The 15,286-nt window shown below is 36.0% G+C and carries 7 protein-coding genes, 2 rRNA genes and 1 pseudogene (1 of these 10 only partly in view); 8 read left to right on the top strand and 2 right to left on the bottom strand.

The window, feature by feature from the left end; translation table 11 throughout:
- The 6 genes from LNQ81_RS02510 to LNQ81_RS02485 form a co-directional block, all read left to right on the top strand.
- Nucleotides 1-2,753, top strand: a 23S ribosomal RNA gene (locus LNQ81_RS02510); it begins 142 nt to the left of the window's first position.
- A 135-nt stretch (nucleotides 2,754-2,888) separates the two neighbouring features.
- Nucleotides 2,889-2,998 (top strand): 5S ribosomal RNA (rrf, locus tag LNQ81_RS02505).
- Nucleotides 2,999-3,280: 282 nt separating this feature from the next.
- Nucleotides 3,281-6,382, top strand: coding sequence for an AsmA-like C-terminal region-containing protein (locus LNQ81_RS02500; RefSeq protein ID WP_229944603.1), 3,102 nt, complete (start codon nucleotides 3,281-3,283; stop codon nucleotides 6,380-6,382).
- An 81-nt stretch (nucleotides 6,383-6,463) separates the two neighbouring features.
- Complete coding sequence (gene def / locus LNQ81_RS02495) at nucleotides 6,464-7,054, top strand: peptide deformylase (protein WP_229944601.1); 591 nt, start codon at nucleotides 6,464-6,466, stop codon at nucleotides 7,052-7,054.
- Nucleotides 7,017-7,889, top strand: coding sequence for a tetratricopeptide repeat protein (locus LNQ81_RS02490; protein WP_229944599.1), 873 nt, complete (start codon nucleotides 7,017-7,019; stop codon nucleotides 7,887-7,889). Before def ends, LNQ81_RS02490 begins: the two co-directional genes overlap by 38 nt.
- A 109-nt stretch (nucleotides 7,890-7,998) precedes the next feature.
- Nucleotides 7,999-8,184 carry a helix-turn-helix domain-containing protein gene (locus tag LNQ81_RS02485; protein ID WP_229944598.1) on the top strand — a complete coding sequence of 62 codons (186 nt, stop codon included), beginning with the start codon at nucleotides 7,999-8,001 and terminating at the stop codon, nucleotides 8,182-8,184.
- Here LNQ81_RS02485 and LNQ81_RS02480 read toward each other — a convergent pair.
- Both LNQ81_RS02480 and LNQ81_RS02475 read right to left on the bottom strand, forming a co-directional pair.
- Nucleotides 8,170-8,847, bottom strand: coding sequence for a response regulator transcription factor (locus LNQ81_RS02480; protein ID WP_229944597.1), 678 nt, complete (start codon nucleotides 8,845-8,847; stop codon nucleotides 8,170-8,172). The two genes, LNQ81_RS02485 and LNQ81_RS02480, sit on opposite strands and share 15 nt — an antisense overlap.
- Nucleotides 8,840-10,159: a sensor histidine kinase gene (locus tag LNQ81_RS02475; protein WP_229944595.1), complete on the bottom strand. Its 1,320-nt coding sequence runs from the start codon at nucleotides 10,157-10,159 to the stop codon at nucleotides 8,840-8,842. Before LNQ81_RS02475 ends, LNQ81_RS02480 begins: the two co-directional genes overlap by 8 nt.
- 125 nt (nucleotides 10,160-10,284) lie before the next feature.
- Between LNQ81_RS02475 and LNQ81_RS02470 the strand changes: the two genes are divergently transcribed.
- Nucleotides 10,285-12,645 carry an outer membrane beta-barrel family protein gene (locus tag LNQ81_RS02470; RefSeq protein ID WP_229944594.1) on the top strand — a complete coding sequence of 787 codons (2,361 nt, stop codon included), beginning with the start codon at nucleotides 10,285-10,287 and terminating at the stop codon, nucleotides 12,643-12,645.
- A 145-nt stretch (nucleotides 12,646-12,790) separates the two neighbouring features.
- Nucleotides 12,791-15,286, top strand: a pseudogene (locus tag LNQ81_RS02465) (TonB-dependent receptor); the annotation flags it as partial.

Raw genomic sequence — 15,286 nt, 5'->3', positions numbered from 1 at the left:
ACATAGTATCCAATAAGGAGGCGAACCCGCTGAACTGAAACATCTAAGTAGGCGGAGGAGAAGAAAACAAAAGTGATTCCGCAAGTAGTGGCGAGCGAACGCGGAATAGCCCAAACCAAAGTTGTTACGGCAATTTTGGGGTTGTAGGACCACGATATTTCTTGCGGATTGAATTAGAACTACTTGGAAAGGTAGACCATAGAGGGTGATAGTCCCGTATAAGTAAGAGAAGATAAGAATAGTGGTATCCTGAGTAGGTCGGGGCACGTGAAACCTTGATTGAATCCGGCGGGACCATCCGCCAAGGCTAAATACTCCTGAGAGACCGATAGTGAACCAGTACCGTGAGGGAAAGGTGAAAAGAACCGTGAATAACGGAGTGAAATAGATCCTGAAACCATACGCCTACAAGCGGTCGGAGCTTCTACGTGAAGTGACGGCGTGCCTTTTGCATAATGAGCCTACGAGTTACCGTTGCTGGCAAGGATAAGTGATTAAGTCATGGATCCGTAGCGAAAGCGAGTCTTAATAGGGCGCTTTAGTCAGTAGTGGTAGACGCGAAACCGTGTGATCTACCCATGGGCAGGTTGAAGTTTAGGTAACACTAAATGGAGGACCGAACCGTTTAACGCTGAAAAGTTTTCGGATGACCTGTGGGTAGGGGTGAAAGGCCAATCAAACTCGGAAATAGCTCGTACTCCCCGAAATGCATTTAGGTGCAGCGATAGTCGATAGTTACTTAGAGGTAGAGCTACTGATTGGATGCGGGGGCTTCACCGCCTACCAATTCCTGACAAACTCCGAATGCTAAGTAATGATACCTATCAGTGAGGGCATGGGTGCTAAGGTCCATGTCCGAGAGGGAAAGAACCCAGACCATCAGCTAAGGTCCCCAAATGTATACTAAGTTGAAATAACGCGGTTTGATTGCCCAGACAGCTAGGATGTTGGCTTGGAAGCAGCCATTCATTTAAAGAGTGCGTAACAGCTCACTAGTCGAGCGATCGAGCATGGATAATAATCGGGCATAAGTATACTACCGAAGCTATGGATTTTCGCATCATATGCGAGAGTGGTAGGGGAGCATTCTAACGGGGTAGAAGGTGATTTGTGAGAATTGCTGGACCTTTTAGAAAAGAAAATGTAGGCATAAGTAACGATAAGGGGTGCGAGAAACACCCCCGCCGTAAGACTAAGGATTCCTGAGCTATGCTAATCAGCTTAGGGTTAGTCGGGACCTAAGGCACACCCGAAGGGGGACGTCGATGGCCAACGGGTTAATATTCCCGTACTACTTATAATTGTGATGGAGTGACACAGTGATGAAAGCACCGCGAACTGACGGAATAGTTCGTTGAAGCACGTACCTATTGGTTTGATAGTAAAATGCGTCAGACTAGGAGAAATGCGATAGTACTTTGCGTCTTCGGACAACGAGATAGTGTGCCTAAGGGCTGTCAAGAAAAGCTTCTAAACTTAGATTATAAGTACCCGTACCGTAAACCGACACAGGTAGTCGAGGAGAGTATCCTAAGGCGCTCGAGAGATTCATGGCTAAGGAACTAGGCAAAATAGACCTGTAACTTCGGGAGAAAGGTCGCCAGCAGCAATGCTGGCCGCAGTGAAAAGGTCCAGGCGACTGTTTATCAAAAACACAGGGCTCTGCAAAATCGTAAGATGAAGTATAGGGCCTGACACCTGCCCGGTGCTGGAAGGTTAAGAGGAGATGTTATAGATGAGCAATTGTTTAGAAGCATTGAATTGAAGCCCCAGTAAACGGCGGCCGTAACTATAACGGTCCTAAGGTAGCGAAATTCCTTGTCGGGTAAGTTCCGACCTGCACGAATGGTGTAACGATCTGGACACTGTCTCAGCCATGAGCTCGGTGAAATTGTAGTATCGGTGAAGATGCCGATTACCCGCAGTGGGACGAAAAGACCCTGTGCACCTTTACTATAGCTTAGTATTGTTCTTGGATAAGTGATGTGTAGGATAGGTGGGAGACTGTGAAATGGCGTCGCTAGGCGTTGTGGAGTCATTGTTGAAATACCACCCTTTGCTTATTTGAGATCTAACTCCGCGATTGTGGAGGACATTGCTTGGTGGGTAGTTTGACTGGGGTGGTCGCCTCCAAAAGAGTAACGGAGGCTTCTAAAGGTTCCCTCAGCACGCTTGGTAACCGTGCGTAGAGTGCAATGGTATAAGGGAGCTTGACTGAGAGACATACAGGTCGATCAGGTACGAAAGTAGAGCATAGTGATCCGGTGGTTCCGCATGGAAGGGCCATCGCTCAAAGGATAAAAGGTACGCCGGGGATAACAGGCTGATCTCCCCCAAGAGCTCATATCGACGGGGGGGTTTGGCACCTCGATGTCGGCTCGTCACATCCTGGGGCTGGAGAAGGTCCCAAGGGTTGGGCTGTTCGCCCATTAAAGTGGCACGCGAGCTGGGTTCAGAACGTCGTGAGACAGTTCGGTCTCTATCTACTGTGGGCGTTAGAAATTTGAGTGGATCTGAATCTAGTACGAGAGGACCGATTTGGACCAACCTCTAGTGCATCTGTTGTCTCGCCAGGGGCATCGCAGAGTAGCTACGTTGGGAAGGGATAAGCGCTGAAAGCATATAAGTGCGAAACCCACCACAAGATGAGATTTCTTTAAAGGGTCGTTGGAGATTACAACGTTGATAGGCTATAGATGTAAAGGCAGTAATGTCAGAGTCGAGTAGTACTAATAACCCGTAAGCTTATGTGTACTCCCCTTGTTTAATACAAGGGGAGGGCAACTTTCTAAAACACAAACGCTTGTATTCAAAAAAAGTCTAACAAAGTAGTTAAGGCATATCAATATAGTTCAAAAATATTAGTTACGTCAATGTAACAACCGATTTAAGGTGGTTATTGCAGCGGGGCTCACCTCTATCCATTTCGAACAGAGAAGTTAAGCCCGCTAGCGCAGATGGTACTGCTAACCAGTGGGAGAGTATGTCGCCGCCTTTCTTTAGAATCCCCAATCTCGTATGAGGTTGGGGATTTTTTGTTTTATAAAACACTTTTTTTATTCTTTTCATTTTGATATTTGTATCTTTAAAATCTAAAATATGAGAGAATAATATATTTGATTGTACGCAAATTGATGAATAAGCTATGTTAAAAAAGATGAAACGAATTTTGATAAGGTTAGTTATTGGCCTTTGTAGTTTAATAGTATTAGTTTTTGGACTAATGTATATTGTACCTATATTTTATGCTGATCAAATTAATATTAAAGTTAAGGAGTTAATGAAGGAGTCAATTAAAGGTGAAGTTGACTTTGATGACATTAATTTGTCTTTTTACAAAAAATTCCCTTTATTGACCGCAACTATATATAAGCCGAGTGTAGAAGGCGTTCAAGTAGATTCATTACTTGTAAATAAACTTTTTGAAGCAGAGTCTATTAATTTGGGAGTTGATATTATGGCTTTAATGGATGGCAAGCTTTCTTTTAATAAAATATATATAAATAATCCCTTAGTTTATGTGAATGTAAATGAGGGAGGTAGTGCTAACTATGATATTTTTGTACCCTCTAATGAAAAAGAAGAGACTGATGAAAGTCTTGAATTGAAGATAGAAGAACTTCATATTGAGAAAGCTGAGATTATTTATAATGATTTAGCTAGTAAATTAAGTTTTGTGGCTTCTGGTTTTGATTACCTTGGACAAGGTAAGATGAGTGATGACGTATTTGATTTAATTAGTAAGGCTAGTATCTCTTCTTTTGACTTTAATTTTGATGGAGTTCATTATGTAAAAGAGAAACCTATATTAGCTAAATTAGAGACTAAAGTGGATACAAAATCCTTGACATTTGTGTTTGCTAAGAATGATGTTCGTATTAAAGGATTACCTGTTGATTTTAAGGGACATTTTGGTTTTGTCGAGAACGGCTATGATATGTTATTTGATGTAAAGACTGAAAATGCAACTCTAGAGCAATTGCTTTCTATAATACCTCCTGAATATCAATATTGGTTAGATGATACTAGGTTGGCTGGTGACGTAGATGGTATGTTTCATTTAGAGGGGAAGTATGTCATTGTGGAGAATTTAGCTCCGAGTGTGAGTTTATCGTTAAAAGTTAAGAATGGTTTTATACAGAATAAACAAGTTGCTAAGCCCCTTGAAAATTTGAATTTAGACTTCTCATATACTTTACCTCGTTTAGATATTTACAAGGGTATTGTTGATGTAAAACAATTATCATTTGATTTAGATGGAAAGCATAGTGATTTGAATTTTAATGTAGAAGGTTTAGAAGCAATTAAGGCGAAGGGAATAATTAACGCTAACTTGAATCTTGATTTATTTCAAAAAGCTATAGGTATTGATGGATTCGCTATGAAAGGTGAATTAGCATTAAATGGTACTTTTAATGGAATGTATTCTAAGGGGGTAGTGGAACGTAGAACATTGCGCAAAGTATATCGTGATAGTACTATTACTAGTATTCCTACCTTTGATTTGAAGGGTTCTCTTAAGAATGGGTATTTTAAACTTGCTCAGTTGCCAAAAGCTCTAGAAGACATTAACTTCAATTTCGATTTAGTAGCTAAGGATTCTAATTATAAGAATACATCAGTGCGTATATCAGATGTGTCTCTTGTTGCAATGGATAATCATATTAAAGGTAATCTATATTTAAAAAATCTTCACGATTATTATATTGAAGGGGATATAGATGCTAAAGTAGACCTGGAGAATATTAAAGAATTCATTCCGGTTGAAGATATTGTTTTAAGAGGTCTTATAGATGCTAAAGGTAGTATAAAAGGGACATATGAACCTAAACGAAAACTGTTTCCTATCATAGACTCAGAGATTAAGTTTGTCAACGGATATATCCAATTCAAACGTATACCTGATCTACCAATCGAGAATATTCAAATACATACAATTATCAATAGTAAGAGAGGTTCGTTAAATGATCTAACAATTAAAGTACTTCCCATTGATTTTAAAATTGCAGGTGAACCGTTTCAGTTAGCAGCAAGTTTGTATAATTTGAACAACTTAAATTATAACGTCAAATCAAAAGGGACATTAAATATTGGAAATCTTTATAAGCTATTTAAAGTTGATGGTATAGACGTAAAAGGTAGATTACTTACGAGCTTATTCTTAAGTGGACTGCAAAGTGATGCTGTGACTGGTAATTTTGATAAGTTGAAGAATGGTGGACGTTTTGAGGTAGATAATATTACGGTAACTATGGAAATGTTTCCTAAACCTTTACACATTAAGAAGGGAGTGTTTTCTTTTTACAAGGAGAAGATGAAGTTCGAGAAGTTTGAAGCGACCTATGGTAGCTCTAAATTTTCAATGAATGGTTATTTGACTAATGTGATTGGTTATATGCTGAAAGGTGATACATTAAAGGGAAGTTTTGATTTGCAATCTCCTTATATGAATGTAGATGAATTTATGATGTTTGCCAATAACAAGACGAGTAAAACTACCACAGCTAATACAGCAAATGCTGGTGTAATTCAATTACCTAAAGATGTAAATATTACGTTCAATGCATTAGCAGATAAGATTAAATATACTGAGTATAATTTAGAAAACTTCACTGGTAATCTAGTTGTAGATAAGGGAGGAATAGATCTAAAAGACACTAAGTTTAATCTGATAGGAACTAATGTGGTTATGAATGGAACATATAAACCAACGGGTTACAGAAGTGCAGAGTTTAGTTATAATCTAAAAGCATCAGAGTTTGATATTCAAAGGGCATATAAAGAGATTACTCTATTTAGAGAAATGGTTTCTATGGCTAAGGATGCCTACGGTACAGTGGCATTAGATTATAGTTTAAAAGGAAAGTTAAACAGTAGTATGTTTCCTGTTATGAGAAGTTTAGAAGGACAAGGTACATTGTCTCTAGCAAATATTAGCTTTAAAGGATTCAAACTTTTAGGTGCTATTGCAGATAAAACAGATGCTAAGTCTTTAGAGAAAGGTACACTATCAGATGTAAATATTAAGTCTAGTATAAAAGACAATGTAATGACCATCGAACGTACTAAAATGAAGATGGCAGGGTTCCGCCCTCGTTTTGAAGGACAGGTGAGTTTAGATGGTGATTTAAACATAGGGTTTAGACTAGGATTACCTCCTATGGGAATTATTGGTATACCGATGAGAATTACAGGTAATGCAGAAGATTTTAATATTAAATTAGGTAGGTATAAAGCAAGTGAAGTTTTTGGTCAAGGTGGAGATGACGATGATGATGAGGAAGAAGGATCAGATGTTAAATCTATAAATGATTCCATACCTCCAGCACCAGTATTACCAGAAGTTGTAAAGCAAGATTCAATTGCTCCTAAAAAAGTATAAATGAAAAGCTCAGATATTATCTGAGCTTTTTTTATTTATGTAAGCTTTTAGTTATATTTTTGAAGTGTAAAATAAATAATCATGAATACCTACAGTAAGTTAAGCGATATTGAAAACCAATTTATACAACAGAGCAATGTAGACATATCTATGCATGTTTATCAAGTTGATAATCTTTTAGAGAAGCAAGTCCTTAAACAGCGTTGTGAAGAAGTCCTTCCGACAGATGAGAATCTGAAGTATTTAATCGCACGTATGTATAAAACAGTAAAGCATGATGAGAAACCAGGCGTTGGTATTGCGGCACCACAAGTAGGTATCAATAGAAGAGTTTTCTTAGTACAACGTATGGATAAAAAGGACGAACCATTTGAGTTCTTTATTAATCCTGAGATTATATGGTATTCTAAAATCTTACGTAGGGGGGATGAGGGATGTCTGTCTATTGCTGAAACGTATGGAGAAGTACATAGAAGTTTAGCTATACATATAACCTATTATGATTTGAGTGGTGAACATTTCCAGGAAGTAGTAGAGGGGTTTACAGCTGTGATTATGCAACATGAGTTTGATCACTTAGAAGGAGTACTGTTTACGGATCGTATATTAGAACAAGAGAATAATCAATATTATAATGCATCGCCTACAAGTGAGATTGTATATCAGAGATAATTACTTTAAAGGAGTATTTGTAATATTGCTTTTTTTTACACAGCAGATTTATGCACAATATCTAGATAAAGAGTATGCTTTTGAGACATTAGAGTTAAGTTGTCCTATTGATGATACAGATATGTTGGATTTATTTAAAACAGGCTTAGAAGCTCTTAATTCACCTAAGTATTATAATATAGCTGGTAAAGTATTTTTTAATATAATCCAAAGAGATAACACATTATGTGATGCTTATTTTTTCACAGGAGTGGCGTTGACAAAACAAGATAAACATGAGGCTGCTGTAACGTATTATTACTACGCGGATAGTTTATCAAGTAAGAGTAATTCAGTATTTAAGGAGGAATTAGCAGAAGCGGCATTACGAGTTAATAATATTGGATTAGCAAGGAAGAAGTATGAAGAGTTAATCAAAGACTTTCCAAATGACCCAGATGGATACTATGGCATTGGATTGACAGCTACGACTATTGGTGATGTCGTGAATGGTTTACAGAAATTGAGTATAGCAGAAGAGTTATATATCGCTGAAAAAACTTGGACTTCACAACGGGAGCAAGAAGTATATCTAATGAAAGGAATTCTATTTATCGCAGATACACAGTATGTCGCAGGCTTAGAATATCTAGATAAATGTTTCCATACTTTTCATAAGTTAGATGATTATAATGCCAACTATGCTTTAGCATGTTTTGAGTTATTTAAAGATGCAAAAGAGGAAAGTTATAAACTAAAAGCAATAGAAGCACTTAGTAGAATCAAAGATAAAAATAAATTAAATGAAGCGTTCTTAAAACGCTTTCAAGACTTAAAAATAAAAGAGGCAATGTAACAGAAATTACATTGCCTTTTTTATGCGATCTTGGTTCGGCTGAGTCCATAGTGAGTCCATAATGAGTCCATAGTGACTCCATTAAAACAAGCTTTTTAATGGAGTCCCTATGGACGCACGATGTTATTACTATGGATTAAATAGAATGAAGAGTAAAAGGGCAAAGAGGTTATTACTTGACCACAAATGGTATGTAGGGGAAGTGTCAGAGCACTTGGGATATAAGAATCCACAGCACTTCACAGTAGCGTTTAAGAAATACTACGGTGTACTACCCAGCTTATTTAAGGGATAGATTAATCTCAAAACCGATACCTCTTAGACTTGCTATACTAATGGTATCATCGTGTTGGAAGTATTTTCTCAGGCGAGTAACGAATACATCTAAGCTACGCCCATTAAAGTAATCTGCCGAAGGCCATAACTTCTGTAGGATCTCTTCACGAGAGATAATCTTTCCATTAGAAGCAATTAGTAGTAATAACAAATCTCTTTCTCGCTCTGTCAATCTAATAATCTCAGTAGGATGAACCAGTTTTAGCTGTATAGGATTAAAGGTATAACTTCCTAACAGATATTGCTCTGTCTTCGGGCTTGCAGTTCGCTTTAAGATATTTTCTATGCGAAGCTTTAGTTCTTCAGGATCACACGTTTTAGATATATAATCATCAGCACCAAGCTTTAACCCCATTAGGCGGTCTATATTTTGGTTCTTTGCTGTTAAGAATAAGAAAGGCAAGGTAGGTAATACCGTATTAATCTCTTTAGATAATGTAAAACCATCTTTCTGTGGGAGCATAATATCTAATATTGCTAAGTCAAAGTGCTCTTGTTTTATAGCCTCCACAACTTCTTCTGGAGTAATGAACCACTTCACGTCAAAACCACAGATACCTAAGTACTGTTGGATCACAGTACCATAATCAATATCGTCTTCTACTAATAACAATTTATACATAAGGTATTGTGATTTTAAAAGTAGTTCCTACTTGTAGTTTGCTATTTATATTAATATTTCCGTTAAGGGATTTTATTATTTGTTGTACTTGGTATAAGCCGATTCCTAACCCTTGTGTATTATGGATATTCCCTTCTTGTATTCTATAGAATTTCTTGAATATGTCTTTCTGTTTATCTTTAGCTATTCCCATTCCATCGTCTATAACTGTCATAATGTAATGATGAGTTTCTGATGAAATGATACATTTGATCTCTGTACCTCCATATTTAATACTGTTTTCTAATAGGTTAAGAATTACAGTTTCTATTTTAGTTTTAGGAAGAGTGATTTCTTCTTTAGTGTTCCATTCTATAGACAAGTATACTTCAGGATAAAGGTTTTGTAAATCCTCTATCATTCTTAAAGCTTCTTCTTTTTTATAGGTTTCATGTCCTTCAGAGAACACAGGAGCTAGGCTATTCTGTAGTCTATCTAATCGATCTACTTGACGCAGTAATAGCTGTACAGTAGGAGAGTCATATTCTTTTGATAGATTCTTACATCCATATTTGAGTGTTGCTATTGGTAGTTTAAATTCGTGAGAGACGTTGTCTACCATATTGTAGAGATTAATGACTTCATTTTCTTTTTGTTTAATCGTGCGATAGGTGATATAATACACTATAAGTAGCGATATGGCTACTACAGCAGTCAAAACAAGTAAAGGTAATAGTGATAGAAGAGCAATGCTTATGATATTTTTGATATCAATATATTGATTTTGATAGAGAGAGAAGTGATGTTTATACTCTTTTTGTTCCTCTCTTACATCAGTTCGTTCACTACTTTCTTGTACTTCCCAATTAGAAGTATTGGTTTTATATGATTTATCTACTTTACGAGAAGTTTGAAGTAAGGTTATTGGCCTATCTAATAAATCTTTTTTTGGGTTATGTAACTTTAATTGAGACATATCATACCTCACTGCTACTTCGTACTTTTCATTAACAAATAAACTATCTATGATGTGGCTAAAATGTTCTTCTCTTGATTTTAGTATATTCTGATTAAATTCTTTAAACTCATCTAATGTCTTTTCTCCATGTATTATTTCTAATAGCATTCGATATTGCTCATTCTCTTTCTTTATTGTGTATTTATTTAATATTCCAGAGTCTTCTAGATTGTCTATTTTGGTATTTACAACAGACACAATCTCTTTGCATTTTAGTTGAAAAGCATGGTATATGTATGCTCCCATTACTCCTATCAGTAGTAAATAGAAGAGACAGAAGATGATAAAGTAATATTTAGATTTTAGTTTTTTCATATAAACAAAGATACTTTTAAATGGCTTTTATTCTATATTTACATTTACTGTTAACCCTTCATTAACCGTTTGTTAACCGCATTTAGAAGGCTGATTCTACACCTTTGCTTAAAATTAAACAAATTATGGTACGTATACTTATTTTATGGAGCATATTATTGTTGGGTGTTGTCGTAAACGCTCAAACAATCGATACTACAATTAAAGGAAAGGTAGTGGATAGTAAACAAGAGTTATTGGCTTTTGTAACAGTGGTAGCAAAGGATGCAGATGGCAAAGTGATTCAATCTGTTTATACTGATGAAGAAGGTAATTATGTAATAGAACCTAATGTGTTGATTAGCCAAGTAGAGTTTAGTTATGTTGGTTTTCAATCCAAAGTAATAGGTATAGGTGGTGATTCATCTAAAGTAGTGTTGGCAGAAGATAATGCGGTATTAGACGAAGTGGTTATCACCGCTAAACGTCCAACGATAAAGAGAGAGATAGACCGACTAGTATTTAATGTACAAGATACATCATTAGCTACTACGAATGCTTGGGATATTCTGAAACAAACACCTGGAGTTACTTCTATAGGGGATAATCTTAGTATTAGAGGTAGTCAGAGTATATTAGTAACCATTAATGATAGAAAGGTAATGTTGACAGGAGAGCAGTTAAAGGAGATGCTTGAATCTACAGATGGTACACAGGTAGAGGCTGTAGAAGTTATCACGAACCCTCCTGCGAAGTATGATGCTCAGGGGGGAGCAGTATTAAATATTAAACTAAAGAAGAATGTCAGCTTAGGGTATAAAGGGAGTATTACAGATCGCTTTAAACAAACTACCTATGCGTATAATACGCTGAGTACACAACATACATATTCAGGTGAGAAGATTAACCTATCAGGGAGTTATTCTTTTGGTAAGGGAGAAACAGTAAGATATAATGAGGACAATGTAATCTATGAGAATGGGGATAGATGGAGTAGTGTGATGACTCGTAAAAATAAAATGAGAGGTCGTCATAGCTTTCAGTCAGAGATGGACGTGAAGGTGGATAGTACATTGACTTTAACCGTTGGTGGTAATGGATATATCAATACCAAAACTAAAGGAGATTATGTTATTCCTACGCTAATCTATACTAAAGATAATGTAGTAGAGTCTAACTATACAACCTTTAATCAGAAGCGCGCTAATATGGATACGTACACAGGCTATTTTATGTTAGACAAGAAGTTTAGTAAAGAAAAGAAGTTATTATGGTCATCTTACTTTACGTATGACAATCAAAAAGACAACCAAGATGTACTAACTGAGCTTAACTTTAAAGATCAAGTACCTACTGAACGCTTTTTTGCAACGAAAGACAAATCACGTACACGATTAGCAGTGTCAGGTATTGACTATTCTATTGATAAAGAAACAACCAAATGGGAATTAGGAGGAAAGTATAGTATCGTGAAAGCATTATATTCCTTAGATTTCTTTGAAAATAAAGATGAAGGATATAATAAAGACAAGAGTAATGACTATGAGTACCAAGAGATTAATTGGGCAGGGTATACCTCACTTACTAAACAGTGGGATAAATGGCAAGTAAAAGCAGGATTGAGAGGAGAGTACACAGGTATACAGACTAATAGCGGTGGGGTAGGGAGTAATAAACAGTCTTACTTTAAGTTATTCCCTACAGCTTATGTGAAGTATGATCTAACAGACGATCATCACTTGAGTTTTTCGTATGGAAAGCGTATTGACAGACCTTCATATTCTTGGATGAATCCTGCGAAGAGTTACTATAATCTGTTTTCATACTTTCAAGGAGATCCAGATTTAAAACCAACTATTAGTCATAATTTTAGTTTGGGATATGATTATAAAGAATGGAGTATTGAAGCTATGTATAAGAGAGAAATTAATCCTTCTATGGAAATATCTTATCAAGAGGAGGCTACGAATACACTAGTATATCACTATACAAATATTGATAAGAGACAGCAAGTAGGAATTGTATTGAATACACCATATAAAGTAGGAGAATGGTTATTACTAAATAGTTATCTAACAGCGGGATATCAAGAGGACTATTATTATGGTGTAGATAAGAAGTTATATAAGAATGATGTAGTGGGTATATATGGCCGATTATTTGCTTCAGTAGATTTACACAAGAAGAGTAATTGGAAAGTAATGATGACTTATTCTTATTCATCGCCAAGCGTACAAGGTACCTTTAGAATAAGTAGTTACCAACGTACAGATTTTATTATGAGTAGGGAGTTCTTAAAGAATAAACTATCTGCTAACCTATATGTATATAACATATTCGGTAGCGATAGACAGATTATCAGTACAAACTATGCGAATCAAAATAACTACTTTAAAGACTATAGCGATACACAAGGCTTTGCTATTTCATTAAAGTATAATTTAGGAAATCAAAAGGTGAAGTACAGCTCTAAAGAGATAGATATGCAGGAGAAAGATAGGCTTTAGTGTAAGATTACTATTTGTTAACAGTTCGTTAATAATCCTTTGAATTCTTAAATCTAATAATGACAATTTCTTTACGTGTTCAAAATCAACAGGTAATAATGAAGGAATAGTTTTGACTTCATCAATCAACCTAGTTAATAACGTAATGAAGAAAAAATTACACTTAGCAGGACTTGTATGTGCTACATTATTTAGCGCACAAGTTTTCGCTCAAACTACGCAAGCTTCTATTCAAGGAATAGTATTACAAGATAATGCTATCCAACAGGGTAAAGAAGTCTTAATCAAGAACACATCTACAGGGTTTACTACTCGTACGAAAACAAATGCTAATGGGGAGTTTGTATTTAAGGAGATACCATTAGGTGGACCATATATTGTTATCACACAGGATGAAACAGGTGCCGAGTTTAAAAAGACGGGATACTATGTTAACCAAGGTGATAATGTATTTGTTGACCTTGTGATAGGGGTAGAAGATCAGCACTTAGAGGAGATAGTGATTGATGGGAAGAGCTTAAAAAACCAAAGAGAATCTTTAGGTGCAGCGACTACATTCACAGCAAGTACGATAAAAAACTTACCGATTAACGGGCGTAACTTCTCTAATCTTACAGATTTGTCACCCTTGTCTAATGGTGGTTCTATAGGTGGACAGTTAGGTTCGTCTATTAACTTTACAATAGATGGTACTACAGCTAAGAATCCTACTTCAGGAGGAGCGACTACGAGTAGAAGTGGTGCTCCATATTCTGTATCAATGGTGGCTGTACGTGAGTTTCAGGTTGTGACGAATCAATATGATGTGACATTAGGTCGTAGTGGTGGAGGTACTGTAAGTGCTGTGACTAAAGCAGGTACTAATGAGTTCTCTGGATCGATGTTCTCTTATATGCGTGCAGACTGGTTATCTAGTCCGTATGACATCAATGGAAATAAAAAAGGAAAGACGGATTACTCTACGTATCAGTACGGGGTATCGTTAGGAGGGCCTATTATAAAGGATAAACTACATTACTTCGTAGCCTGGGATCATCAGTTAGATACACGTTCTCTAATAATTGCGGATATTAAAGGACCTCAGGATGAAGATCGTTATGGTATTACCAACCAGACTTTAGACAAATTTGTAGGTATTGCTCGCGATAAATACGGTGTATCTGATAATCCACAGTATGGAACATTCGACAAAAGAAGAAATTCTGATGCTGCTTTCTTGCGTTTAGATTGGCAGATTAATGAGAACAACTTGTTGACTGTACGCAATAACTTAACGTATGATTATAATCCATTAGGATTAGGAGATAATACTCAGATCAACTTATACGAATCTTATGGTACAGATAAGAGTGTCGATAATAGTCTATTAGCGACATTGAGAACTAATATTAGTCCTAAACTTACGAATGAGTTAAAAGTTCAGTATTTATATACTTCTCAAGATAGCTATCAAAATGCACAATTGCCAGGATGGTATATACCTCGTGCTATAGTGGAGAATGTAACATCTAATATTGGGGGAGGAGTGAGATCTGCTAATCTTCAGTTTGGAGGACATCGTTTTGCACAAGAGAAGTTTACAAATAATGTTTTCCAAATCGTAAATAACCTTTATTATACTACAGATAAAGTGAATTACACTTTTGGAATAGATGTAATGCAAACGAATTCAAAGTCAATCTATGGAAGTGAAGTGAATGGTCGTTTCCACTTTAATACAGATCCTACTTTAGGATATTCTTCTATGGATAGTTTTGAAAAACTGAGACCATATAGATATTACAGGGAGGTACCATTAGTAGATGACCTTACAGTAGATGGTAATATACTTAATGCTGGTCTATATGGACAAATGAAAACAGCGCTATATCCAGGATTAGATATGACATTAGGTCTTAGGTTAGATTACGCTAAGTATCCTACAGCAAAGTATAACCAGTTAGTATATGACGAATTAGGGTTAAGAACAGATAATAAATTAAAATCATTAATTGTACAACCTCGTATTCAATTTGACTGGAATATCAACGAGAATAACACAGACTTTGTACGTTTAGGAGGTGGTATTTTTGGTTCTGATATCAATAATTATGCAATGATTAATAACTTGACTTTTGATGGTAGTAAGTTGGCAACTGTTGACGTCATGGGAGCAGATGTACCCACACCTGATTTCTATGGCTATAGAGAAGATAAAAACTTAATACCTTCATTAAAGCAGCATCAGCTAAGTACAATCAACTTTACAGGTAAAGATGCGAAGGTACCGATGGTTTATAAAGCAAACTTATCTTATACTCATTTTTTTAATAGTAGGTTTAAAGTAAGTGTGACAGGGTATATGAACTTAGCTCGTAATAACTATTTCTATAAAGATAGAAATATGGTAGATAATCCATTCTTTACTTTAAATAATGAAGGAGGGAGAGGTGTATATGTCCCAGCTGAGACAATATTAGCTAATGGCGCATCTGACTGGAAGCAAGGTAGAAAAACAGATAAGTTAGGACGTGTTTTAGAATTAGTGAGTGAAGGTAAAGTCAATAATTATGCTTTAGTATTTGATACGAATTATAATTATTATAAAGATGGGCAAATTGCAGTAAGTTATACATGGAACTCTACGAAGGATAATACTTCT

The sequence above is a fragment of the Myroides oncorhynchi genome, assembly GCF_020905415.1.
GTDB lineage: Bacteria > Bacteroidota > Bacteroidia > Flavobacteriales > Flavobacteriaceae > Flavobacterium > Flavobacterium oncorhynchi_A.
This window is presented reverse-complemented; position numbering and strand designations above follow the sequence as displayed.

Coding starts and splice junctions, on each gene's coding strand:
- LNQ81_RS02500 (WP_229944603.1), top strand. CDS start 3,281: ATGAAGGAGTCAATTAAAGGTGAAGTTGACTTTGATGACATTAATTTG.
- def (WP_229944601.1), top strand. CDS start 6,464: ATGAATACCTACAGTAAGTTAAGCGATATTGAAAACCAATTTATACAA.
- LNQ81_RS02490 (WP_229944599.1), top strand. CDS start 7,017: ATGCATCGCCTACAAGTGAGATTGTATATCAGAGATAATTACTTTAAA.
- LNQ81_RS02485 (WP_229944598.1), top strand. CDS start 7,999: ATGGACGCACGATGTTATTACTATGGATTAAATAGAATGAAGAGTAAA.
- LNQ81_RS02480 (WP_229944597.1), bottom strand. CDS start 8,847: ATGTATAAATTGTTATTAGTAGAAGACGATATTGATTATGGTACTGTG.
- LNQ81_RS02475 (WP_229944595.1), bottom strand. CDS start 10,159: ATGAAAAAACTAAAATCTAAATATTACTTTATCATCTTCTGTCTCTTC.
- LNQ81_RS02470 (WP_229944594.1), top strand. CDS start 10,285: ATGGTACGTATACTTATTTTATGGAGCATATTATTGTTGGGTGTTGTC.